The following is a 20,474-nucleotide window of genomic DNA, read 5'->3' on the forward strand; positions in this document are numbered from 1 at the left end:
CGTTGCACGCCACCGTCGTGAGGAGCTGAGCATGCCCGACGCGCACGCCCCGGCAGCACCCGGAACCGGACGGTCGGCGGCGCCGGGGCCGCTGGACGCCGCCGAACTGCGCACCCTGCACGCACACTGGCGGGCCGCCAACTACCTGTCCGTCGGGCAGATCTACCTGATGGCGAACCCGCTGCTGGAAGCGCCGCTGCGCCCCGAGCACATCAAGCCCCGGCTGCTGGGCCACTGGGGCACCTCGCCCGGCCTGAACCTGGTGCACACCCATCTCAACCGGGTCATCAAGGCCCGCGGTCTGGACGCGCTGTGCATCTGGGGGCCGGGCCACGGCGGACCCGCCGTGGTGGCCAACTCCTGGCTGGACGGCACCTATACGGAGACCTACCCCGACGTCGGCCGGGACGGGGAGGGCATGGCCCGGCTGTTCCGGCAGTTCTCGTTCCCCGGCGGCATCCCCAGCCATGTCGCCCCGGAGACCCCGGGGTCGATCCACGAGGGCGGTGAGCTGGGCTACTCCCTCACCCATGCCTACGGCGCCGCCTTCGACAACCCCGGGCTGCTGGTCGCCTGCGTCGTCGGCGACGGCGAGGCGGAGACCGGCCCGCTCGCCGCGTCCTGGCACGCCACCAAATTCCTGGACCCGGTGCACGACGGCGCCGTCCTGCCGATCCTGCACCTCAACGGCTACAAGATCGCCAACCCCACGGTGCTCGCCCGGCTCCCCCAGGACGAGCTGGACGCGCTGCTGCGCGGCTACGGACACGAGCCGGTGCACGTCGCCGGTGACGACCCGACGGCGGTGCACCAGGCGCTGGCCGCCGCCATGGACCGCTGCCTGGACCGGATCTCCGACATCCAGGGCCGGGCCCGCGACGACGGCATCACCGACCGCCCCCGCTGGCCGATGATCGTGCTGCGCACGCCCAAGGGCTGGACCGGCCCGCACGAGGTCGACGGGAAGCCCGTCGAGAACACCTGGCGCTCCCACCAGGTCCCGCTGGCCGGCGTCCGCGACCACCCCGAACACCTGCGGCAGCTGGAGAACTGGCTGCGCTCGTACCGGCCCGAGGAGCTCTTCGACGCCCAGGGCCGGCCCACCCCGGACGTCCTGGCCTGCGTCCCCGAGGGACCGCGCCGGCTGGGCGCCTCACCGCACGCCAACGGCGGGGCGCTGCTGCGGGACCTGCCGGTGCCGCCCCTGGAGCGGTACGCCGTCGAGCTCGACAAGCGCGGCACCGTGCTGCACGAGCCGACCCGGGTGCTGGGCGGTCTGTTGTCCGGCATCATGGCGGCCACCGCCGAGCGCCGGGACTTCCGGGTGGTGGGACCGGACGAGACCGCCTCCAACCGGCTGGAGGCGCTCTACGACGTCACCGGCAAGGCCTGGCAGGCCGAGACGCTGGACACCGACGAGCACCTCGCGCACGACGGCCGGGTCATGGAGGTGCTCTCCGAGCACCTCTGCCAGGGCTGGCTGGAGGGCTATCTGCTCACCGGGCGGCACGGCCTGTTCTCCAGCTACGAGGCGTTCGCGCACATCGTGGACTCGATGGTCAACCAGCACATCAAGTGGCTGCGGACGTCCCGCCGGCTGCCCTGGCGGCGCCCGATCGCCTCGCTGAACTACCTGCTCACCTCGCACGTCTGGCGCCAGGACCACAACGGCTTCTCGCACCAGGACCCCGGGTTCGTCGACCACATCCTCAACAAGAGCCCCGAGGTGGTCCGGGTCTATCTCCCGCCGGACGCCAACACCCTGCTGTCGGTGGCCGACCACGCGCTGCGCAGCCGGGACTACGTCAATGTGATCGTGGCCGGCAAACAGCCCAGCTTCGACTGGCTCACCCTCGACGAGGCCCGTGCGCACTGCGCCCGCGGCGCCGGCGCCTGGGAGTGGGCCGGCACCGAGGACGGCAGCAACCCGCCGGACGTGGTGCTGGCCTGCGCGGGCGACGTCCCCACCCAGGAGACGCTGGCCGCCGCCGACCTGCTGCGCCGTCATCTGCCCGAACTGTCCGTGCGGGTGGTCAATGTCGTCGACATGGCCCGGCTGCTGCCGGCGGAGGAGCACCCGCACGGCATGCCGGACGCCGAGTACGACGCGCTGTTCACCCGCGACAAGCCGGTGATCTTCGCGTACCACGGCTACCCGTGGCTGATCCACCGGCTCGGTTACCGCCGGGCCGGCCATCCGCATCTGCACGTCCGCGGCTACAAGGAGGAGGGCACCACCACCACGCCCTTCGACATGGTCGTCCGCAACGACCTCGACCGCTACCGGCTGGTGATGGACGTCATCGACCGGGTGCCCGGCCTCGGCGTACGGGCCGTCGCACTGCGCCAGGCGATGGCGGACGTCCGCACCCGCCACCACGCCTGGATCCGGGAGTACGGCACCGATCTGCCCGAGGTCGCCGACTGGACCTGGTCCGGCTGACCGCACCGGCCGCCCGGCGCCCGCGCACACGCACACGCCCACGCACCGACGGAGTAGTGCGCGGCGCGGTGACGGGGCGGCCGGGCCGCCGCATGTGAGCCTGAGGCCCGGGTACCCGGTCGGCAGGGAGGTGTGTGGCGGATGGTGCGAGCGCTGGCGGCCGGGGGTGAACTCCTCGGCTGGTGGGCGGCGTTGACCCTACTGTGGATCATGCTGATCGGTCCGGTCGACACCCTGGAGTGGGTGGTGGGCGCGGGCGCCGGACTGGTCGCCGCCGCCGCGGCCCGCGGCGCCCGGCGTGCGGTCGGCGACCGGTGAACGGCTGGACCGCCGCGGGCACCGCGCTGCTGCTGTGCGGCTTCGCGCCGGCCGCCTGCGGCGTGGCCACCGGCCGGGCACGGCGACGGGTGCCCGCGCAGAACGCCGCGACCACGTTCCTCAGCCTGGTCTTCCTCCTGCTGGCCCAGGGTTTCGCCCGGCCGGCCTACGTCGACACCGCGCTGATGCTGTCGGTGCTCGGCCCGGCCGGCACGCTGCTCTTCGTACGGCTGCTGGCCGACCAGTTGGCGGAGCATCCGCCCGGAGAGCGCCGGCTGCGGGCACTGGCGGCGGTGAACTACCTCGCGGTGGCGGCCGTGGTGCTGCCGCTCTGCGTCGCCACCGGACCCGGCCGGGCGATGGTGAAGCTGCTGATCATCGGGGTGCTGCTGGCGCTCGGATGCCGGGTGGCGACCCGGGCCGTGCAGGCCGCGGCGGCCATGGGGCACGGCCGGGGCGCACCCGCGGAGGGGATGTCCGGTGACCGCTGAACTGCCCGTCCTGCTGGGCCTGCTGCTGGTGGCCGCCGCCGGGACCGGCGCCGTCCTGGTGCGCGATCCCGTCCGCCAGTCCTTCCTGCTGTCCCTGCTCGGGCTGGCCCTGGCCACCCTGTTCTTCCTGCTGCAGGCGCCCGACGTCGCGCTCTCCCAGCTCGCGGTCGGCTCCGCACTGACCCCGCTGATGGTGCTGTTGTCCGTGCGCAAGGTGCGCCGCAAGGCCCGCAGCGAGCGCCGGGAGGAGCGGGAATGACCATGCGGCTGCGGCTGTGGGTGCTGGCCCTGGGCGGGCTGGGCATCGCGGTGCTGTACGTCCTGGCCTGTCTCGACCTGCCGTCGTTCGGCGGCGACTGGCATCCGTACGGCGACCGGGCGGTGCGGGCCGCGCTCGCCCGGCACACCGCCAACACCGTCTCCTCGGTCAACTTCGACCAGCGGGCCCTGGACACCCTCGGGGAGGAGTCCATCCTCTTCGGCTCGGTCCTCGGCACGGTCGTGCTGCTGCGGCAGACCCGGGACGAGGACCGGCAGCAGCCGGAGCCGGCCCGGGTCGCGCCGTCGGTGCGCCGCTACGCGCTGTTCGCCCTGCCGGTCACCCTGCTGATCGGGCTCTACATCGTCGCGCACGGCCAGCTCAGCCCCGGCGGCGGTTTCCAGGGCGGGGTGGTGGTGGCGACCTCGCTGCATCTGCTCTACATCGCGGTGGACTACCGGGCGCTGGAGCGGATCCGGCCGCTCGGGCTGTACGAGGTGGCGGACGCCGCGGGTGAGGCGGCGTACATCCTGGTGGGCGCGGCGGCGCTGTTGGCGGGCTGGGCGTACCTGGGCAACTTCCTGCCCTACGGCACCCTCAACACCCTCTCCTCGGGCGGCACCGTGCCGCTGCTCAACGCGGCCATCGGTGTGGAGGTCGCGGCCGGGGTGGTGGTGCTGCTGGCCCGGTTCCTGGACCAGGCGGTGGAGATCGCGACGACGGACGAGGAGGCGGAGGACCGGGCATGAGCGTGCTGCCGTACGTGGTCGCGGGCTGGCTGTTCCTGATGGGGTGCTACGGCCTGGCGACCAGCCGCAACCTCATCCACGCGGTGGGCTGTCTGGCGGTCTGCCAGTCGTCGACCTATGTCCTGCTGCTGGCCGTCGGCTACCGTTCCGGCGCCACCTCGCCGGTGTTCTCCGACATCGCGCCGGGTTCGCGCCCGGTCGTCGATCCGGTCGTCCAGGCGCTCACGCTGACCGACATCGTCATCGGCGCGACGGTCACCGCGCTGCTGCTGTCCCTGGTCATCCAGGTCGCCAAGCGCCATCGCACGGTGGACCCGGACGAGTTGTCGGAGCTGCGGGGGTGAGCGTCGCACAGACCCTGCCGCTGATCGTGGTCACCCCGCTGTTCGGTGCGGCGCTGCTGGTGGCGGCGGGCCGGCGGCTGCCCCGGTACGCCGCCGAGTCGCTGGGCTGCCTGTTCGCGGCCGGCACCGCGGTGCTCGCCCTGCTGGCGCTGGCGGCCACCGGGTCGTCGGCCGGGCGGCCCGCCGAGTGGCTGGGCGGCTGGCGGCCGCACGGCGGGGTGAGCGTGGGCATCGTGCTGGTCGGCGACCGGACCGGCCTCGGACTGGCCGCCCTGGTCTCCCTGCTGGTGCTGGCGGCGCTCGCGTACGCCTGGCGGTACTTCGACGAGCCGCCGCGCCGGCACGCCGGTTCGTTCCCCGCGCTGGTGCTGCTCTTCCAGGCCGGCATGTGCGGATTCACGCTCACCGGCGACCTCTTCAACGCCTTCGTGTTCTTCGAGCTGATGGGCGTGGTCGCGTACGCGCTGACCGGCTACCGGGTGGAGGAGGCGCGGGCCGTCCAGGGCGCCCTGGTCTTCGGGGTGGTCAACTCCCTCGGCGGCTATGCCACGTTGCTGGGTATCGGCCTGCTCTACGCGCACACCGGCGAGCTGGGCTTCGCGCAGATCGGCAACGCCCTGGCCGGGTCGCCCGGCGGCACCCCGGACGCGCTGCTGATCGCCGCCTTCACCCTGGTCGTGACCGGACTGCTGGTGAAGGCGGCGGCGGTGCCGTTCCACTTCTGGCTGGCCGACGCCCATGCGGTGGCCCCGACACCGGTGTGCATGCTGATGTCGGGGGTGATGGTCGAGCTGGGGCTGTACGGCACGGCCCGGGTCTACTGGACGGTGTTCGCCGGCCCGGGCGGGCTGCCGGCGGCGGACGCCCACCGGGCACTGCTGGTCCTGGGCGTGCTGACCGGCGTCCTGGGCGCGCTGATGTGCTGGCAGCAGCGCCACCTCAAGCGGCTGCTCGCCTACTCCACGGTGGCGCACGCGGGACTGTTCCTGGTAGGTCTCGCGGTGCTCAGCCCGGCGGGGGTCGGCGGTGTCGCGGTGTACGTCCTGGCGCACGCCGGGGTGAAGGCGGCGCTGTTCGCGTGCGTGGGCATCCTGCTGGACCGGTTCGCCAGCGTCGACGAACGCCGGCTGCACGGCCGGGGGCGCGAACTGCCGTGGGTGGGTGTGCTGTTCGGGGCCGGCGGGCTGGCGCTGGCCGGGCTGCCGCCGTTCGGCACCGCGCTGGGCAAGGCGGTCACCGAGGAGGCCGTGGGCGGCTGGGCGCCGGCGCTGTTCGTGCTGGTGTCGGCGGTCACCGGCGGTGCGGTGCTGCGGGCCGGGGCCCGGGTGTTCCTCGGACTGGGCAGCCGTCCGGCCGACGCCGGTGAGCACCCGGCCGAGGAGACGACCGGTGAGGAGGAGCCGGAGACCCGGGGCGGTCTGCTCTCCCGGATCCCGGACACCATGCTCACCGTGCCGGCGGTGCTGCTCGCCGCGGCCCTGGCGGTGGGACTGGTCCCGGGGCTGCGCACCGGCATCGGGCAGGCCGCGGACGCCTTCACCGATCACGCCGGCTACCTCTCGGCGGTGCTGTACGGCCGGCCGGCGGAGCCGGTGTCCACTCCCCCGCCGCACTGGACCGCCGCCGGGGTGCTGTGGGGCCTGCTGGCGACCGCACTGGCCGCGGCGCTCGCGCTGTGGACCGTACGGCGGCCGGTGCGGGAGGAACCGGCCCGCTGGACCGTCGCGCTGCGCCGGGTGCACTCCGGTCATGTCGGCGACTACATCGCCTGGTTCCTCGCGGGCGTCACCCTGCTGGGGGCCCTGATCGCCTGACGGCTGCCGGGGTCACCGGTCGCTGACGGGTCCCGCCGCCTCAGCCGTCCGCCTCAGTCGTCCGCCGCCTCGCGTACGTCGTCCACCACGGACTTGTCGAGGGCGGCCCGCACCAACGCCGAGGCGAACGCGGCCAGTTCGTCCTTCCCCACCAGCCGCGCCAGTTTGCGGCCGTCCCCCGGCAGGCCCAGCCGCTCGGCGCCCTGAACGGCCTTGCCGTCGAGGCAGGGGGAGAATTCGGGCCAGACGCCCTGCACCTCACGGAGGAAGATGTCGCAGCCGGCGGGCCCGAGGCCGGGCACCTTGCGCAGCGCGCCGCGCAGCTCGGCGGCGTCGCCGTCCGCCGCGTCCCGCATCCGCCGCAGATCCCCGCCGTACTCGTCCAGCAGCAGCCGGGCGGCGTCCCCGAGCTGGGTGGCGGTCCGCTCGTCGTAGCGCCGGTAGCCGCCCTCCCCCAGTGCGTCGACCCGCTGCTGCCAGGTCGCGTCCGCCATCCGCCGCGGGGTGCGCAGGCCCGCCTCGAACAGCGCACGCGCCGACGCCACCGCCACGGAGGCGCGGATCCGGGCGCTGAGCAGGTGGGCCAGCACCAGCACCTGGTAGAGGGCCTGCGGGGTGTTGCGCAGCCGGATGCCGCTCTCCTGGGCGTAGCTCGTGCCGTGCCGTTCCAGCAGCGTGCGGGCGAGGGCCCGGTCGGAGGTACCACCCATGGCGGGCTCCTTGGTCGTCGGGTTGCGGGTCTCCTTCCGCTTCCAGGCTGCCCCCTCCGCCCGGCCGGAACCAACCGGTCGGCCCGGGTGCGGGCCGGGCCGCGGGCGGCTACGCTACGCGTCGGCCGGCCGACCGACCACGGGAGGCACCCGGTGTCGAACGGGACGCAGGACGAGACGCCGCGACCGCCGCGGAACGGGACGCAGGACGGGGCGGACGCCAGGACCGCGGTGACCGTGTTCGTGGCGCTCGGCGCGAACCTGGTGATCGCCCTGGCCAAGGTGGCCGGCGGGCTGCTCGCCGGCTCGCCCGCGCTGCTCTCCGAGGCCGCGCACTCGGTCGCCGACAGCCTCAACGAGCTCTTCCTGCTCGCCTCCCTCAAGCGCAGCACCCGCGCCCCGGACTCCCGGCACCCGTTCGGCTACGGCAAGGAGCGGTACTTCTGGTCCCTGCTCGCCGCGGTCGGGATCTTCGTCATGGGCGGCTGCTTCTCGTTCTTCCAGGGCGTCGAGGCGCTGCGCGCGGGCGGTGCGGAGAGCCCTACGGGCTACACGGTCGGGCTGGTCGTCCTGGTGGTCGCGCTGCTCGCCGAGGGCTCGTCGCTGCTGCGCGCGCTGGCGCAGGTCCGCGGGCAGGCGCGGGAGTCCGGCCGGAGCATGCGGGCCGCGATCCGCGCGGGCGACGACCCGGCGTTGCGTACGGTGCTGGCCGAGGACGCCACCGCCTGCTTCGGCGTGCTGGTCGCGATGGCCGGGGTGGGGCTGCACCTGCTCACCGGCGAGGTGGCGTGGGAGGGCTGGGCGTCGCTGGTCATCGGGGTGCTGCTGATGTACGTCGCCTACCAGCTGGCCAAGGAGTCCCGCGGCCGGATCATCGGGGAGGCCGCCGACCCGGCGCTGCGCCAGGCGCTCGCGCGGTTCCTGGACCGGCAGCCGGAGATCGATGCGGTGACGACGCTGCTGACCATGCGGCTGGGCACCCGGTCGACGCTGATCGCGGCCCGGATCGACCTCGTCGGCGGGCTGGACAGCGAGGAGGTCGAGGAGGTGCTGGTCCGGGTGAAGACGGAGCTGCGGCGCAACTGGCCGGTCGCCGACCAGATCTTCCTGGATGTCACGGAGGCCTCGGCCGGGGACCGGGAACGGGCCCGGCGGGAGCGCGAACTGCTCGACGAGGCGGTGCTCGCCGACCGCGAACGGCAGGCGACGGGACGGCACGCCGAACCACGGTCCGCCGAGCCGGACGCGCCGGACACCGGGCCGCCGGCGGAATGACGCGCCGACGGCCCGTCAGCGCAGTGCGTCGAGCCGCTTGCGGGCCGTGCGCAGCGACCGCCCGCGGGCCGGCACCTTCGACCACGGCCGGGCCCGGGCCTGCTCCATGACTCCCGCCAGGTCCGTCAACGACCAGCTCCGCGCGGTGAGTTCGGGGTCGTCGAGCTGGTCGTGGCTGATCGGCGCGGCGACCGGCGCGCCCGGTTTTGCCCGTAGCGACCAGGGGGCGACGGCCGTCTGTGCGTAGGCGTTGCGCTGGACGTCCAGGTAGAGCCGGTCGCCGCGGGCCTGCTTGCGCACGGCCGTGGTGAGCCGGTCCGGGTGCCGCCCGGCCAGCACCTCCGCCACGTCCTGGGCGAAGCCGCGCACGGTGTCGAAGTCGGCGCGGCCGTCCAGCGGGACGGTGACGTGGAGTCCCCGGGACCCGGTGGTCATCAGCACGGCGGGCAGCCCGAGTTCGTCCAGCAGGCCGGTGAGCTGCCGCGCGGCCTCCCGTACCGGTTCGAAGCCGGAGCCCGGCGGGTCGAGGTCGAACACCAGCCGGTCCGGGTGGTCGGGCCGGCCGGCCCGGGACAGCCAGCGGTGCAGCGTGAGACATGCCTGGTCGGCGAGGTAGAGCAGGGTGGCCTTGTCGTCGCAGACGGGATGGGTGACGGTGCCGCCCTCCTTGGCGACCTCTTCGCGCCGGATCCAGTCGGGGTAGTGGTCCGGGGTCTCCTTCTGCATGAAGTGCGGACCGGCGAGCCCTTCCGGGAGCCGCTCCAGCATCAGCGGGCGGTCCCGCAGCTGGGGGACCATGACCGCGGCCACCTGGCGGTAGTAGTCGACGACATCGGCCTTGGTCAGCCCGTCGTCCGGGAACAGCACCTTGTCGGGGCGGTGCACCTCCACCGTCCGGTGGCCCGCCCGCACGGCCTTGGTACCGCCCTTGCGGGCCTTGCCGGCGGCCTTCCCGGCGGTGCCACCCTTGCCGGTCCTCTTCCCGCCGGTATCCGTGTCCCTGTCCGTGTCCTCCATGCGGGCGGGGGTACCCGCTGCGGGCCGCCGTACGCTCCGGCGTCCGGGTGGTGGCCGTCCGCCACGCCGCATGCCCGGCACGAAAACGGCAACAAGGGTGGTGTCCCGATGGGGCCGCACGGGGCGCTCACCGCCCGTGGGGCCGTAGCGAAGGAGGGTCTCGTGCCGGATCTCGTACCGGATGCCACATGCCGTCAGCAGGGGCGCGGGGAGCGCGATCCCGTACCACCGACGCCGGGTCCGGGGCCCGGGCCGCCCGGACCCACGCCGGGCCCGCGTCCCGGCCCGGTCCCCGCGCCCGGACCGGACCCGGTGCCGCCGCCGGTACCGGGCCCCGAGCCGGACCCGGTCCCGCCGCACCCGGCGCCGCCCACGCCGGGGCCCGAACCGGGTCCGGCGCCCGATCCGTTGCCCGCCCCGGGCACCGCGGTCCGGGCCGCACCGCCGCGCCGTGGGGCCGGCCGGCGCTGATCCCCCCTCAATGCGGAGCCCGCACCCCTGACATGCGGCCGGCCGGTCCCTGTGGAAACGTGGAAACAGCGCGCATGACCACATGACCACCGTCGGGATCGCGCCGGCGGCCGGCCAGGTTTCTCATGTGAGGAGTGAGCCATGGCCACGCAGAAACCGACCATTGTCGGGGGTTGGACGGCCTTCGCGGGCGTCCTGATGATTTTCGGCGGGGCGATGACCCTCCTGGAGGGCATCTCCGCCATCGCGAAGGACACCGTCATCCTGACGACACGGAACTACGTGTTCTCGTTCAGCCTCGCGGGCTGGGGATGGATCCACCTGATCCTGGGCATCGTGATCCTGGCCGCGGGCGTCGCCCTGATCGCCAGCGGGGCCACGTGGGCACGCGTCCTCGGTGTCGCCCTCGCCGGCCTCGGCGCGCTCGCGAACTTCCTGTGGATCCCGTACTACCCGTTCTGGGCCCTGACGCTGGTCGCCATCGACATCTTCATCATCTGGGCGCTCTGCGCAGGAGACCACCGGCAGGCCGCGGTGACGTGACCTGACCCGACCCGGGGCCGCCCAGCGATGGGCGGCCCTCGGGGCGCCGCCCCACCCGATCGGGCCATGCCTTATATGACCTGGGATGTACGGTTTGCCCGGCCCGCTTAGCATGGAGCCGGACACACCGATGAAGGCGGCCCCCATGCGTCCCACGGCGAAGTTCGCCATCAGCTTCGGCCTGGTCACGATCCCGGTCGCGGCGTACAACGCCACGGAGAGCTCCGCGTCGGTCAGCTTCGTCCGCATCCACACCAAGGACGGCGGGCGGGTGCGCAACCAGCCGGTGTGCTCCCTGGAGGGCACCGAGGTGTCCCCCGACGAGATCGGCCGCGGTTACCGGCCCGACGACGGCGACACGGTCGTCCCGCTCAGCGACGAGGACCTGGAGGCCCTCCCGCTGCCGACCGCCAGGACCCTGACCATCCTCGCCTTCGTCGCCGGCGGTGACATCGACCCGCTGCAGCTGGGCAAGGGCTACTACCTGGGCATCGACGGCCCGGCCGCGGCCAAACCGTACGTCCTGCTGCGCGAGGCGATGGAACGGCACCAGCGGGTCGGCCTCGGGAAGATCGCGCTGCACGGCCGGGAGACGCTGGCGATGATCCGGCCGATGGGCGAGGTCCTCGTGATGCAGCAACTGCTCTGGCCGCACCAGATCCGCCCGTTGCAGGGGGTGCTGCCCGAGCGCGAGGCGCCGGTGCACGCCAATGAGGTGGCGGCCGCCGAGGCGCTGATGGACTCCTTCGGGGGACTGTCCGAGGAGGACGTGCACGATCACTACCGCGAGGCGCTCGAAGAGCTGGTGGCGGCGAAGCTGGCCGACCGCGAGCCGGAGTTCGCCACCGGCGAGGAGCCCCCGGCCGGCCAGGTCATGGACCTGATGGCGGCGCTGCAGGACAGCGTCCGGGCGGCGAAGCGGTCGCGCGGCGAGGACGAGGGGTCCGGCCTGGCGGAGACCGGGAAGAAGGCCGCGGGGCGGAAGACCGCGGAGAAGAAGACCGCGGGGCGGAAGACCGCGGAGAAGAAGACCGCCGCCAAGACGGCAGGCACGAAGAAGGCCGCCGCGAAGAAGACCGCCCCGGCGAAGAAGACCGCGGGCCGCGGCGGCCGGCGCGCCGGCTGAACCGCCAGGCCACGGCCCGGATCCGCGCCGCTCGCCCCCGCGGCGCACCGGGCAGCCGGCCGCAGCACGGACATAGGGCCCCGATGACCGGGTACCCGCACTGTCAACAGACCTGACCGTCACACCAGTTATGGAGGCTTACACCATGGGTATCGGCGGGTGCATCGGTCTGCTGGCGGTGGGGGCGATCCTCACGTTCGCCGTCGACTGGCACATGGCCGGGATCAATCTCGACCTCGTCGGCATCATCATGATGATCGTCGGCATCATCGGACTCGCAACGTACGTGAGCATCCTCAAGCGGCGGCGGACCCAGCCGCCCTCCCCCGGGGCCCCCGTGGTCGACGTGGAGGACAACCGTTACTACCGGGGGTAGTCGACCGGGCCGCCGTCCACCGGCCCGCTCAGCCGCAGCTGGTGCCCCGCCTGGGCAGCGCGCCGTCCATCAGGAACCGGTCGACATGGGCCTGGACGCAGGCGTCGCCGGTGGCGTAGGCGGCGTGCCCTTCCCCGCGGAAGGTCAGCACCACGCTGGAGTTGTCCAGCGCCCGGGCCATGTTGAGGGCACCCTGGTACGGGGTCGCCGGGTCGTTGGTGGTGGCGACGAGCAGCATCGGCGGCGCGTCCGGCGCCGCGACGTCCCGGGAGGAGTCATCACCCGCGACCGGCCAGGCGTAGCAGTCCAGCAGGGTCGGGGCGATGTCCGGGCCGAACAGCGGTGAGGCCCGGGTGAGTTCGCGCTCCGCCCGGGGGTAGTCGGCGGCGCCGTAGCGCTCCGAGGTGTCCCGGCAGGAGATCGCCCGCAGCGCCAACTGGTCCTGCGGCGGCAGTTCGTCGTCCTGCCCGGTCCGCCGCGGCGGGATTCCGGCCCGCGGCGGTACGGCAACGGCCGTGCCGCCGCGGGCCTTACCGTGGTGGGTGGCCTTGCTGCTGTCGGCGGCCGGGTTGCCGTCGGCGTTCTGGCCGGCGTCCGCGGCCCGGCTGCTCTTGGGTGCCCGGCTGCCGCCGATGTCGCTGAGCCGGAGGATGCCCGCGCCGTCGCCGCGCCGCAGCTGGGCCAGGGCCTGCCGCAGGGCCGGCCAGTCGTTCCGGCTGTAGAGGGCCTCGCGCAGCGCGTAGACATAGGTGGTCTCGTCCACCGTCCGTCCCCGCACCGTCAGCGGCGTATCGGTCAACTCCTGGTACCAGCGCAGCAGTTGGTCCTGTGCCCGGCCGTCGTCCGGGCCGAGCGGGCAGTCCGCGGCACGAATGCAGTCGGCGGCGAAGTCGTCCAGCGCCCGCTGGAAGCCCCGGGCCTGCGCGAGCGCGGTCTGCCAGGTGTTCTTGGTGGGGTCCTCGACGCCGTCCAGCACCATCCGGCCGACCTTGTCCGGGAATTCATGGGCGTAGACCGCGCCCAGCTTGGTGCCGTAGGAGAACCCCAGGTAGTTGAGCTTGTCGTCGTGGACCGCGGCGCGCAGTACGTCCATGTCCCGGGCGACCTCCGTGGTGCCGACCCAGGGCAGCAGCCCGCCGGAGTACCGCCCGCACGCCTCGTTGATGCGCTTCTCCTTCGCCGCGAGGCTGTCGTCGGCGGCGTTGCCGGGCGGCGGGGCGAGCCGGCTGCCGCAGGAGACCGGCTCGGTGCGGCCGGTACCGCGCGGATCGAAGCTGACGAGGTCGTAGCGCTGGCCCGGCCGCGCGAAGGCGCTGCCGCTGCCGATCAGGTAGTTGACGCCGGAGGCGCCCGGCCCGCCGGGGTTGAGCACGAGCGAACCGAGCCGTTTGCCGGGCCCGGTGGCCGGCAGCCGGACCAGCTGCACCTGCAGCGCGGTCCGCTCGGGGTGGCCGTAGTCCCGCGGTACGGTCAGCCGGGCGCACTCCAGCCGGTCGTAGAAGCCCGGGGGCGCGGTGTCGCCCTGGCTGCGGGCGCTCTGCCGTACGTCCGGGCCGCACCGGGCCCAGGAGAGCCGTTGCTCGTAGAAGCGGGCCAACCCGGGGGTGGCGGAGGGGTCAGCGGCGCCCGTCAGGGCGGGAGTTCGGGCCAGGGCGCCGGGGGCGCCGGCCGGCACGCCGAGCAGGGCCACGGGGGTTCCGGCCGGCACGCAGAGCAGGGCCACCACCGCCGCCACGGCCGGCAGCCGGGCCACGGCCGGACACCGGCGAGCACGCCGCGCGCCCGCTGTTCCCACACGATCTGCCCCCGCACGAGGCGGTGCACGGCGTGTTCCCGGCATATTCCGAGCCTAGGACCGTCGTCTTCCTTCCGCACACCTGCCGCCCGGCGACCGGAAGGACACTCTGCGTTCATTGACCGCTTTTTGACCGCATCGTTCACACTTTGACGCGTCCGCGGGTTTTTCTTCCGCACCGCCGGTAACCCGTAGAACGGGCTGCCCGTAACGGCGAGCGAACCCGCTCCCTCGGCATGCCCACGGGGCGCAGCCGCGCCCCGCACCCGCGCCAGGCGCCCGAGATGCGCAGGTCACCACAGGGATCACTCTGGAGATATGGCGTCCATCGGCCGGCTGCCCAGGAAAAGGTGACACGTCCATGAACGAGAGAACGAAGATCATGCTCGCCGCCGCCGTGGCCGGCGGCTATGTGCTGGGCCGTACCAAGAAGGGCCGGCTCGCTTTCACGGCGGCGTCCTATCTCGCCGGACGCCAATCCGGTCTCGACCCGCGTCAGCTGGTGTCCGACAGCGTCCGCAAGCTCGGGGAGATACCCCAGGTCGCGGATCTGGGCGACCAGCTCCGCGGTGAGGTGATGGGCGCCGGCCGCAAGGCCCTGGCGGCCGCCGCGAACCGCCAGCTGAGCTCGCTCGCCGAGACGCTCCACGAGCGGACCCGCCTCCTCGAACTCGGCCCGCAGGAGTACGAGGACGAGGAGGAAGAGGAGTACGAGGAGGAGCCGCGGGAGGAGGAAGAGGAGCCCGAGGAGGAGGAAGAGGAAGGCGAGTACGAGGACGAGGAAGAAGAGCCGGAGGAAGAGGAGGCCGAGGAGCGGCCTCGCGGAGCCCGCGCGGAACGGGCCCCGGCGAAGCGGTCCGCGGCCGAGCGGGCCCCGGCGAAGAAGACCGCCAAGAAGGCCCCGGGCAAGAAGGCCGCCAAGAAGGCTCCGGCGAAGAAGGCCGCCAAGAAGGCCCCGGCGGCGAAGAAGACGGCCAAGACGGCCAAGAGGGCGCCGTCGAAGAAGAGCGCCGCCAAGAAGACCACGTCGCGCGACAGAGGCGGAAGGTGATCTGTCATGGCACAAACGGGACGGGGCGTGGAATCGGGGCTCGACCAGCTGCGTGACGAGTTCGGCAACCTCATGACGGCGTTGGTGGGAAACCTCGCCGAACGGGCCGGCGACAAGCTGACGGACATGACGGACCGGCTCACCGATGTCGCCGAGCACGGCGGATCGCTGGGCAAGGAGATCGGCCTGGGCCTGCTGGGCGGCTCCTCCCCCGCCAAGGCGGTGCTCTCCGGAACGGCGAAGAGCGTCAAGGACAGCCTGCTCGGGAAGGCCAAGGCGGCCCTCGGCGGCGGGAAGAAACGCGCCTCGGGCGACCGGAAGGTCACCAACATCATCGAGGTCCTCGACGTCGGTGTGCCGGTGCGTACCGCCTATGACCACTGGACGCAGTACGAGAAGTTCAGCCGCTTCACCAAAGGCGTGCGCAATGTGTCGCCGCACGACGAGACGACCAGCGACTGGAAGGCCAAGGTCGGACCGTCGACCCGCGGCTGGAAGGCGACCGTCCAGGAACAGATACCGGACGACCGGATCGTCTGGACCTCCGAGGGGGCCAAGGGATCGACCCGGGGCGCGGTGAGTTTCCATGAACTGGCGCCGAATCTGACCCGCATCGTCCTGGTCGTCGAGTATTACGCCTCGGGATTCTTCGAGAAGACCGGAAACATCTGGCGGGCGCAGGGCCGACGGCTGCGGCTGGACTTCAAACACTTCCAGCGTTACGTGACCCTCACCACCGAGGAACCGGAAGGCTGGCGCGGCGAGATCCGCGACGGCGAGGTCGTACAGACCCATGAAGAGGCCCTTGAGGAAGAGGAGAGCGAAGCGGCCGAGGAAGGCGCGGAAGAGGGCGAAGAAGGCGAAGAAGGCGAAGAGGAGGCACGGGGAGAAGAAGAGGAGGAGGAAGAGGAAGAGGAAGAAGAGGGGGCGGAAGGCGAAGAACCCGAGGAAGAGGAAGAGGAAGAGGAAGAGCCCGCCGAAGAGGACGAAGAAGAGACCGAAGAGGAGTGAGGCTGATGCGGCTCTCCGCGCGGTACACGAAATTCGCCGTCCTCTCCCCGGGCGCGGGTGGCGGCCTGCGGACGGCCACCGGTTCCGGCGGCGACACCGGCACGCTGAAAGGCGCCGCGGCCCGCACCGAAGCCACCTTCCTGCGCTCCCTCGACGAGCTGGGCCGCCTGGAGAAGCTGGACCCGCTGATCCGCCCGCTCCGGCGGGCGGTCCGCGGACTGCCGCTGGGGCGCTGGCGCGATGTGCTGCACGGGCTGCCGATCGGCCATCCGCTGCACCCGGCGCTGGTCCAGCTCCCGCTGGGCTCGTGGCTGTCCGCCGCGGTGCTGGACCTGGTGCCCGGCACCCGGCGCGGGGCCCGGGTGCTGGTGGGGGTGGGCGTGCTGTCCGCCGTACCGGCCGCGCTGGCCGGCTGGGTGGACTGGGCCGAGCAGCACCAGGAGCAGCTGCGCACCGGGCTCGTGCACGCCGCGTCGAACGCCGTGGCCATCGGTCTGTACGCGAACTCGTGGGTGCAGCGCGGCCGCGGCCGCACCGCGCTGGGCAAGGCCCTCGGGCTCGCGGGGCTGTGCGCGGCCGGCACCGGTGGGCTGCTGGGCGGGCACCTCGCCTACCGGCAGGCCGCGGGCGCCAACAAGGCACAGCCGGTGCCGCACCTCGTGGCGGCGGGCTGGCACACCGTGGGCCGGGTGACGGACTTCCCGGTCGGCGAGGCGGTCCGCCGCGAGCTGGGTGAGGTGCCCCTGCTGGTGGTGCGGCAGCCGGGCGGCCACCTCCACGTCCTCGCCGACCGGTGCAGCCACATGGCGGGGCCGCTGTCCGACGGGAAGGTCGCGGACGGCTGTGTGGAGTGCCCCTGGCACGGCAGCGTCTTCCGGCTGGCGGACGGCGCCAACGTACGGGGCCCCGCCACCGCGCCGCAGCCCGCGTTCGAGGTGAGCGTGGAGGCCGACGGCACCGTCCGGGTCCGACTGCCCGACGCCGGCGGCTGAACCGGCCGGCTCCCCAAGGCCGGGCACCGGCCCGCTCCCCAAGGCCGGGCCACGCGGCGCGGCCCAAGGCGGGGCCACGCGGCGCATACGCCACCGGTCCCCGCCGCCCGCACGGAGACACGGGCGGCGGGGACCGGTTCTGCGCCGGACGGCACGCTCAGTGCTTCAGGGTGTGCCGGCCCCGCTCCACGGCCTGCTTGACCTTCCCCATGGCCTTCTCGGCTTTCCCCTTGTGTTCGAGCCGCGCGTCACCGCGGGCCTTGCCGGTCGTTTCCTTGGTCTTGCCGATCGCTTCCCTGGCCTTGCCCGCGGCCGTGCCGCCGAGCTCCCGGGTCTTCTTCCTGATGTCCATCTCGCGCTCCTGTCGTGCTGTTGTGTCGTGCTCTTGTGTCGTGCTCCTTGGTCGTGCTCCTTGGGGTGGCGGCCCGGTTCCGGGCCGGTGGTTCACGGACGGTGCCGGTCAGGACGGTGGCAGCAGGGTCCCGAGGGGCCCGAGGTCCAGATTGAGGTCTTCCAGTGACAGGTCGTAGCGGGCGCAGAGGTCCACCATCCGGCTGTGCAGGATCATCAGCGTCTCGCCCAGCCGCTCCTCCTGCTCCTCGCTGAGGTCCCCGGCGTCGACCCGGTGCAGGGCCTGGCGTTCCATGAGCTGCCGCAGCAGCTCGACGAGGGTGAGGACGAGCTTCATCAGGTCCCGTTCCACCGTGTCGGGATCGGTGGCGATCCGGTGTGCGGGCCGGTGCGCCTGCCCGCCGGGCGTGCGCAGCACGTCGTCCTCCGGTGCCGCGGGCAGCAGGCGGAAGGCGCGCGCCGCCGCGTCGGCGACCTCGTCGAAGCGGGCGCCGGCCGGCCACCGGGCGTCCTCCGTCACGGCCCGGCCTCCGGGGGCGTCAGGTCCTGCTCGTACGGCAACGCCTCGCGCTGCGTCAGTTCCTCGTGTGCCGGCCACGGGGAGGGGTTCGCGGCGCTGATGGAGACGATCAGCGCGCGCAGCGAGATGCGGACGAGGTCGATGTCGGCGATGGAGAGCACCACGTCGCCGGTGAGCACCACGCCGCCGCTGAGCAGCCGGTCCAGCAGGTCGATCAGCGCGATCTGCGGGTTCGGCAGCGGCTCGTCCGCCGCCCTGGCCGGCGGCCCGCCCACGGTCCTCACGGCGAGGTTCTCCGCAGCGGTTCGGCCTCGGCGGGGACGGCGAAGGAGTAGGGGGCCCAGGGCCCGGTGACCTCCACGCGGACGCCGGGGAAGCCCTCACCGGCCCGGAGGACCTCGGCGCGGAAGTCCTCGGCGTCCTGCTGCGGCACGAGGTAGGCGTCGTTGACGACGTTCTCCCCCGGGCCCTTGGCCAGTTCGCCCTGTTGTGCCCGGTGCCTGACCTGGTCGACGGCGTACGTGCGGGCGGTGTCCTCGACCCGCCGGGCCACCTCTTCGGCATGCCGGAAGGCGTCCTGACGGGCGTGCCGCTGGGCCCTGCGCCGGCTGAGGTAGGCCCGCCCGGGGCTCAGGTCCTGGCCGGCGGACGGTTCCTCGGGAGCCTCGGGGGGCGCGGCTTCCTCGGCGTAGATCTTGACCCCCCACTCGGTCTGTGCGGCCAGCTCGGTGAGCCGGTCGGCGAACGCCCGCCGGCGGTCCGCCAGCATCAGCCGGACGCTTTCGTCGTCGAGGTAGACGGTGGCCAGCCGCAGCGGCAGCACGGAGGTACGGGCGGCCAGTGCCTCGATCACCCGGTGGTGGGCACGGGCGACCGCCTCCAGCCAGTCCAGGTCTTCGAGGTGGGAGCGCAGCGCGCCCTCGTCGAAGTCCGCCGCGGGCACCGCGCTGACGGCGACGACCACATCGCCGTCGTCGCCCGTGCGCACCAGGCGCACCGGTGCGTCGGCCACCCCCGGAAGCCCGGCCAGCGCCTCCTCCAGCGAGCCGTCGGCGTCCCGGGCGACCGCGTACGCATAGCTGTTGACCTCGGTCATGGCTCGTCCTGCTGCTTCCCCCGCGGGCGCGGCTCGGCCCGCTTGCGTGCGGTGCCGGAGGTGCGGGCCCGGCCCGACGTGCCCGAGCCGCCGCTGACGTTGCGCCGGCCGCGGGCCGGCGGTCGGTCCGTCCGCCGGGCCGCCCCGGCCTGCTCGGTCACCTCGGCCCGCTCGTTCGCCCGGACCCTCTCGGCCTCTCCGGCCTCTGCGGCTTCTTCGGTTCCTGCGGCTTCTCGCGCTTCTTCTTCGGCTTCCGCGGGCTCGTCCGCCGTGTCGCCCGGTGGCAGTGCGTCGTCCGCGGGCCGGCCGCGCGCCGCGGCGAGTTCGGCCCGCAGCCGCCGGTTCTCCTCGGCGAGCGAGCGGTAGCCGTCGGAGGCCCGGGAGGACAGTGCGGGGTCGTGCTCCCACCAGTCGATGCCCATCTCCTTCGCCTTGTCCACCGACGCGATCAGCAGCCGCAGCTTGATGGTGAGCAGCTCGATGTCCAGCAGGTTGATCTGGATGTCACCGGCGATCACCAGGCCCTTTTCCAGGACCCGTTCCAGGATGTCCGCGAGGTTGGCCGAGGTGCCCTGGCCACCGGTCGGGGCGGCCCTGGACGGATGGTCGCCCAGCCTCCGGGCGAGGGGTTCGCTCACGGCCCTGCACCTCGATTCCCTGGGGTTCCGGCGTGCGTGCGGTCCCGGTCAGCCACCGGTGCCCTGGACGTGGGCCCGGATCTCGTCCAGCCGGTCCAGCAGTTCGTCCTCACGCCGGTCGAAGGTCTCCTCGTCGATCTCCCCGGCCAGCAACGCCTTTTCCAGCTCGGCGAGTTGGCGTTCCACGGGGGCCGGGTCGTAGTACTCGTTCTCGGCGGCCTCGAGCACCTTCCCCATGACCCACCAGATGCCGCGCACCGGGGCGAGCGGGAGGGTGGCGATCTGTGTCAGCACGCCCATGGAAAAAACTCCCTGACGAAGCCGCGGGGCCGGGCGACCGGAGGGCCGAACGCCCGGGAGCGCGGACGGACTAGACGAAGCTGTAGGCGGGGAGCGGACCGCGCAGCCGCAGGTCGAAGTCCTCGCCCAGCTTGTCGGACAGTTCCTGGACGACGGTGCGCAGACGGTCCTCCTGCGCCCGGTCCACGAGGAAGGACACGCTGAGGAAGTCGTCGCCGGACGGCTTCGCGGTGCTCTCCTCACGGGCGAAGCCGCGCAGCGCCTCGGCGACCGCGGCGGCGAGCCGTTCCTTGCGCGCCTCGACTTCCTTGGAGATCAGTTCACCAAGGGCGAGCGGGAGGTCCGGGCCGCCCTGGCCGCTTCTGATCTCCTCGTTCATCCGGCGCGCCTGGTCGGACTCCAGGAGGATCTGGCGGAGCATCGCCTCCTCGCTCTGGGCTGCCTTGAGGTGGTACTCGACGCAGCCTTCCAGTGCTTGCAGCCGCTCGGCGAACTCGTCCGCGCGTTCCTCCAGCACGGTCCGTACCGCGTCCTCGTCGTCGGCGATGAAGCCGAACTGCAGGGGCAGGACCGTGCCGTCGGCCATCAGCCGTTCCTGGACGCCCTGGTGGGCGGCGAGGTCGCGGCGCTTGGGCCGCAGCTCGTCAGGAGCGTCGCTGATCACCGCGGACAGCTTGTCGACGGCCAGGGTGCGCAAAGCTGACGGCGGGTCGCCCACTCCCTGTACGCCGTCGAGGTTCTGCGGATGCTTGCGGGACACGATCGAGTAGACGTAGACGGACAT

General features: G+C 73.1%; 24 protein-coding genes. 14 read left to right on the forward strand and 10 right to left on the reverse strand.

Going from position 1 to position 20,474, the window contains the following annotated elements; all coding sequences use genetic code 11:
- Positions 1–31 precede the first annotated feature (31 nt).
- The 7 genes from ACFV1J_RS13550 (at position 32) to ACFV1J_RS13580 (ending at position 6,418) form a co-directional block, all read left to right on the forward strand.
- Positions 32–2,443: a phosphoketolase gene (locus ACFV1J_RS13550; protein ID WP_385857490.1), complete on the forward strand. Its 2,412-nt coding sequence runs from the start codon at positions 32–34 to the stop codon at positions 2,441–2,443.
- A gap of 141 nt (positions 2,444–2,584) precedes the next feature.
- Entirely contained in the window at positions 2,585–2,761 is a 177-nt protein-coding gene (locus ACFV1J_RS13555; RefSeq protein WP_385857492.1) for a hypothetical protein, read from the forward strand.
- A complete protein-coding gene (locus tag ACFV1J_RS13560; RefSeq protein WP_385857493.1) occupies positions 2,758–3,252 on the forward strand; it encodes a monovalent cation/H+ antiporter complex subunit F in 495 nt (164 codons plus the stop codon). The genes ACFV1J_RS13555 and ACFV1J_RS13560 overlap by 4 nt, the downstream gene beginning before the upstream one ends.
- Positions 3,242–3,511: a hydrogenase subunit MbhD domain-containing protein gene (locus ACFV1J_RS13565; protein ID WP_385857494.1), complete on the forward strand. Its 270-nt coding sequence runs from the start codon at positions 3,242–3,244 to the stop codon at positions 3,509–3,511. Before ACFV1J_RS13560 ends, ACFV1J_RS13565 begins: the two co-directional genes overlap by 11 nt.
- Positions 3,508–4,260 (forward strand): MnhB domain-containing protein, encoded by a 753-nt coding sequence (locus ACFV1J_RS13570; RefSeq protein WP_385857495.1) that lies wholly within the window; start codon positions 3,508–3,510, stop codon positions 4,258–4,260. Before ACFV1J_RS13565 ends, ACFV1J_RS13570 begins: the two co-directional genes overlap by 4 nt.
- The gene (locus ACFV1J_RS13575; protein ID WP_385857497.1) at positions 4,257–4,604 is read left to right on the forward strand and encodes a sodium:proton antiporter; all 348 of its coding nucleotides are present in this window, start codon (positions 4,257–4,259) and stop codon (positions 4,602–4,604) included. Before ACFV1J_RS13570 ends, ACFV1J_RS13575 begins: the two co-directional genes overlap by 4 nt.
- Positions 4,601–6,418, forward strand: coding sequence for a complex I subunit 5 family protein (locus ACFV1J_RS13580; RefSeq protein ID WP_385857498.1), 1,818 nt, complete (start codon positions 4,601–4,603; stop codon positions 6,416–6,418). Before ACFV1J_RS13575 ends, ACFV1J_RS13580 begins: the two co-directional genes overlap by 4 nt.
- Positions 6,419–6,471: 53 nt before the next feature.
- Here ACFV1J_RS13580 and ACFV1J_RS13585 read toward each other — a convergent pair whose 3' ends face one another.
- The gene (locus tag ACFV1J_RS13585) at positions 6,472–7,128 is read right to left on the reverse strand and encodes an endonuclease (RefSeq protein WP_385857499.1); all 657 of its coding nucleotides are present in this window, start codon (positions 7,126–7,128) and stop codon (positions 6,472–6,474) included.
- A 153-nt stretch (positions 7,129–7,281) separates the two neighbouring features.
- Here ACFV1J_RS13585 and ACFV1J_RS13590 point away from each other — a divergent pair, with 153 nt between their 5' ends.
- Positions 7,282–8,403 carry a cation diffusion facilitator family transporter gene (locus ACFV1J_RS13590; protein ID WP_385857500.1) on the forward strand — a complete coding sequence of 374 codons (1,122 nt, stop codon included), beginning with the start codon at positions 7,282–7,284 and terminating at the stop codon, positions 8,401–8,403.
- A 15-nt stretch (positions 8,404–8,418) separates the two neighbouring features.
- Here ACFV1J_RS13590 and ligD read toward each other — a convergent pair whose 3' ends face one another.
- Complete coding sequence (ligD, locus tag ACFV1J_RS13595; protein WP_385857501.1) at positions 8,419–9,420, reverse strand: non-homologous end-joining DNA ligase; 1,002 nt, start codon at positions 9,418–9,420, stop codon at positions 8,419–8,421.
- Positions 9,421–10,032: 612 nt separating this feature from the next.
- Here ligD and ACFV1J_RS13600 point away from each other — a divergent pair.
- From ACFV1J_RS13600 to ACFV1J_RS13610, 3 genes are all read left to right on the forward strand, one after another.
- Complete coding sequence (locus ACFV1J_RS13600) at positions 10,033–10,434, forward strand: hypothetical protein (RefSeq protein WP_385857502.1); 402 nt, start codon at positions 10,033–10,035, stop codon at positions 10,432–10,434.
- A gap of 145 nt (positions 10,435–10,579) precedes the next feature.
- Positions 10,580–11,560 (forward strand): Ku protein, encoded by a 981-nt coding sequence (locus tag ACFV1J_RS13605; RefSeq protein WP_385857503.1) that lies wholly within the window; start codon positions 10,580–10,582, stop codon positions 11,558–11,560.
- A 145-nt stretch (positions 11,561–11,705) separates the two neighbouring features.
- Positions 11,706–11,936 carry a DUF6458 family protein gene (locus ACFV1J_RS13610; protein ID WP_385857504.1) on the forward strand — a complete coding sequence of 77 codons (231 nt, stop codon included), beginning with the start codon at positions 11,706–11,708 and terminating at the stop codon, positions 11,934–11,936.
- Between the two features lie 28 nt (positions 11,937–11,964).
- Here ACFV1J_RS13610 and ACFV1J_RS13615 read toward each other — a convergent pair whose 3' ends face one another.
- Positions 11,965–13,689 carry an alpha/beta hydrolase gene (locus ACFV1J_RS13615; RefSeq protein WP_385857505.1) on the reverse strand — a complete coding sequence of 575 codons (1,725 nt, stop codon included), beginning with the start codon at positions 13,687–13,689 and terminating at the stop codon, positions 11,965–11,967.
- A 403-nt stretch (positions 13,690–14,092) separates the two neighbouring features.
- Here ACFV1J_RS13615 and ACFV1J_RS13620 point away from each other — a divergent pair, with 403 nt between their 5' ends.
- Genes ACFV1J_RS13620 through ACFV1J_RS13630 form a run of 3 tightly spaced genes read left to right on the forward strand, consistent with a single transcriptional unit; the run spans position 14,093 to position 16,785 of the window.
- Positions 14,093–14,782 (forward strand): histone protein, encoded by a 690-nt coding sequence (locus ACFV1J_RS13620; RefSeq protein WP_385857506.1) that lies wholly within the window; start codon positions 14,093–14,095, stop codon positions 14,780–14,782.
- Between the two features lie 6 nt (positions 14,783–14,788).
- On the forward strand, positions 14,789–15,793 hold the full coding sequence (locus ACFV1J_RS13625) for an SRPBCC family protein (protein ID WP_385857507.1): 1,005 nt from the start codon (positions 14,789–14,791) through the stop codon (positions 15,791–15,793).
- Between the two features lie 5 nt (positions 15,794–15,798).
- Positions 15,799–16,785: a Rieske 2Fe-2S domain-containing protein gene (locus ACFV1J_RS13630; RefSeq protein WP_385857508.1), complete on the forward strand. Its 987-nt coding sequence runs from the start codon at positions 15,799–15,801 to the stop codon at positions 16,783–16,785.
- A 157-nt stretch (positions 16,786–16,942) separates the two neighbouring features.
- Here ACFV1J_RS13630 and ACFV1J_RS13635 read toward each other — a convergent pair whose 3' ends face one another.
- From ACFV1J_RS13635 to ACFV1J_RS13665, 7 genes are all read right to left on the reverse strand, one after another.
- Entirely contained in the window at positions 16,943–17,137 is a 195-nt protein-coding gene (locus tag ACFV1J_RS13635; RefSeq protein WP_385857509.1) for a CsbD family protein, read from the reverse strand.
- 108 nt (positions 17,138–17,245) lie between these two features.
- Positions 17,246–17,656: a gas vesicle protein K gene (locus tag ACFV1J_RS13640; protein ID WP_385857510.1), complete on the reverse strand. Its 411-nt coding sequence runs from the start codon at positions 17,654–17,656 to the stop codon at positions 17,246–17,248.
- Positions 17,653–17,940: a gas vesicle protein gene (locus ACFV1J_RS13645; protein WP_385857511.1), complete on the reverse strand. Its 288-nt coding sequence runs from the start codon at positions 17,938–17,940 to the stop codon at positions 17,653–17,655. The genes ACFV1J_RS13640 and ACFV1J_RS13645 overlap by 4 nt, the downstream gene beginning before the upstream one ends.
- The gene (locus ACFV1J_RS13650; RefSeq protein ID WP_385857512.1) at positions 17,937–18,752 is read right to left on the reverse strand and encodes a GvpL/GvpF family gas vesicle protein; all 816 of its coding nucleotides are present in this window, start codon (positions 18,750–18,752) and stop codon (positions 17,937–17,939) included. The genes ACFV1J_RS13645 and ACFV1J_RS13650 overlap by 4 nt, the downstream gene beginning before the upstream one ends.
- Positions 18,749–19,390 (reverse strand): gas vesicle protein, encoded by a 642-nt coding sequence (locus ACFV1J_RS13655; RefSeq protein WP_385857513.1) that lies wholly within the window; start codon positions 19,388–19,390, stop codon positions 18,749–18,751. Before ACFV1J_RS13655 ends, ACFV1J_RS13650 begins: the two co-directional genes overlap by 4 nt.
- A 48-nt stretch (positions 19,391–19,438) precedes the next feature.
- On the reverse strand, positions 19,439–19,690 hold the full coding sequence (locus ACFV1J_RS13660) for a gas vesicle protein GvpG (RefSeq protein ID WP_385857514.1): 252 nt from the start codon (positions 19,688–19,690) through the stop codon (positions 19,439–19,441).
- A gap of 70 nt (positions 19,691–19,760) precedes the next feature.
- Positions 19,761–20,474, reverse strand: a complete 714-nt coding sequence (locus ACFV1J_RS13665) for a GvpL/GvpF family gas vesicle protein (RefSeq protein ID WP_385857515.1) — start codon at positions 20,472–20,474, stop codon at positions 19,761–19,763.

Source organism: Streptomyces sp. NPDC059649 (assembly GCF_042734445.1).
In the GTDB taxonomy this organism is placed as follows: Bacteria; Actinomycetota; Actinomycetes; order Streptomycetales; family Streptomycetaceae; genus Streptomyces.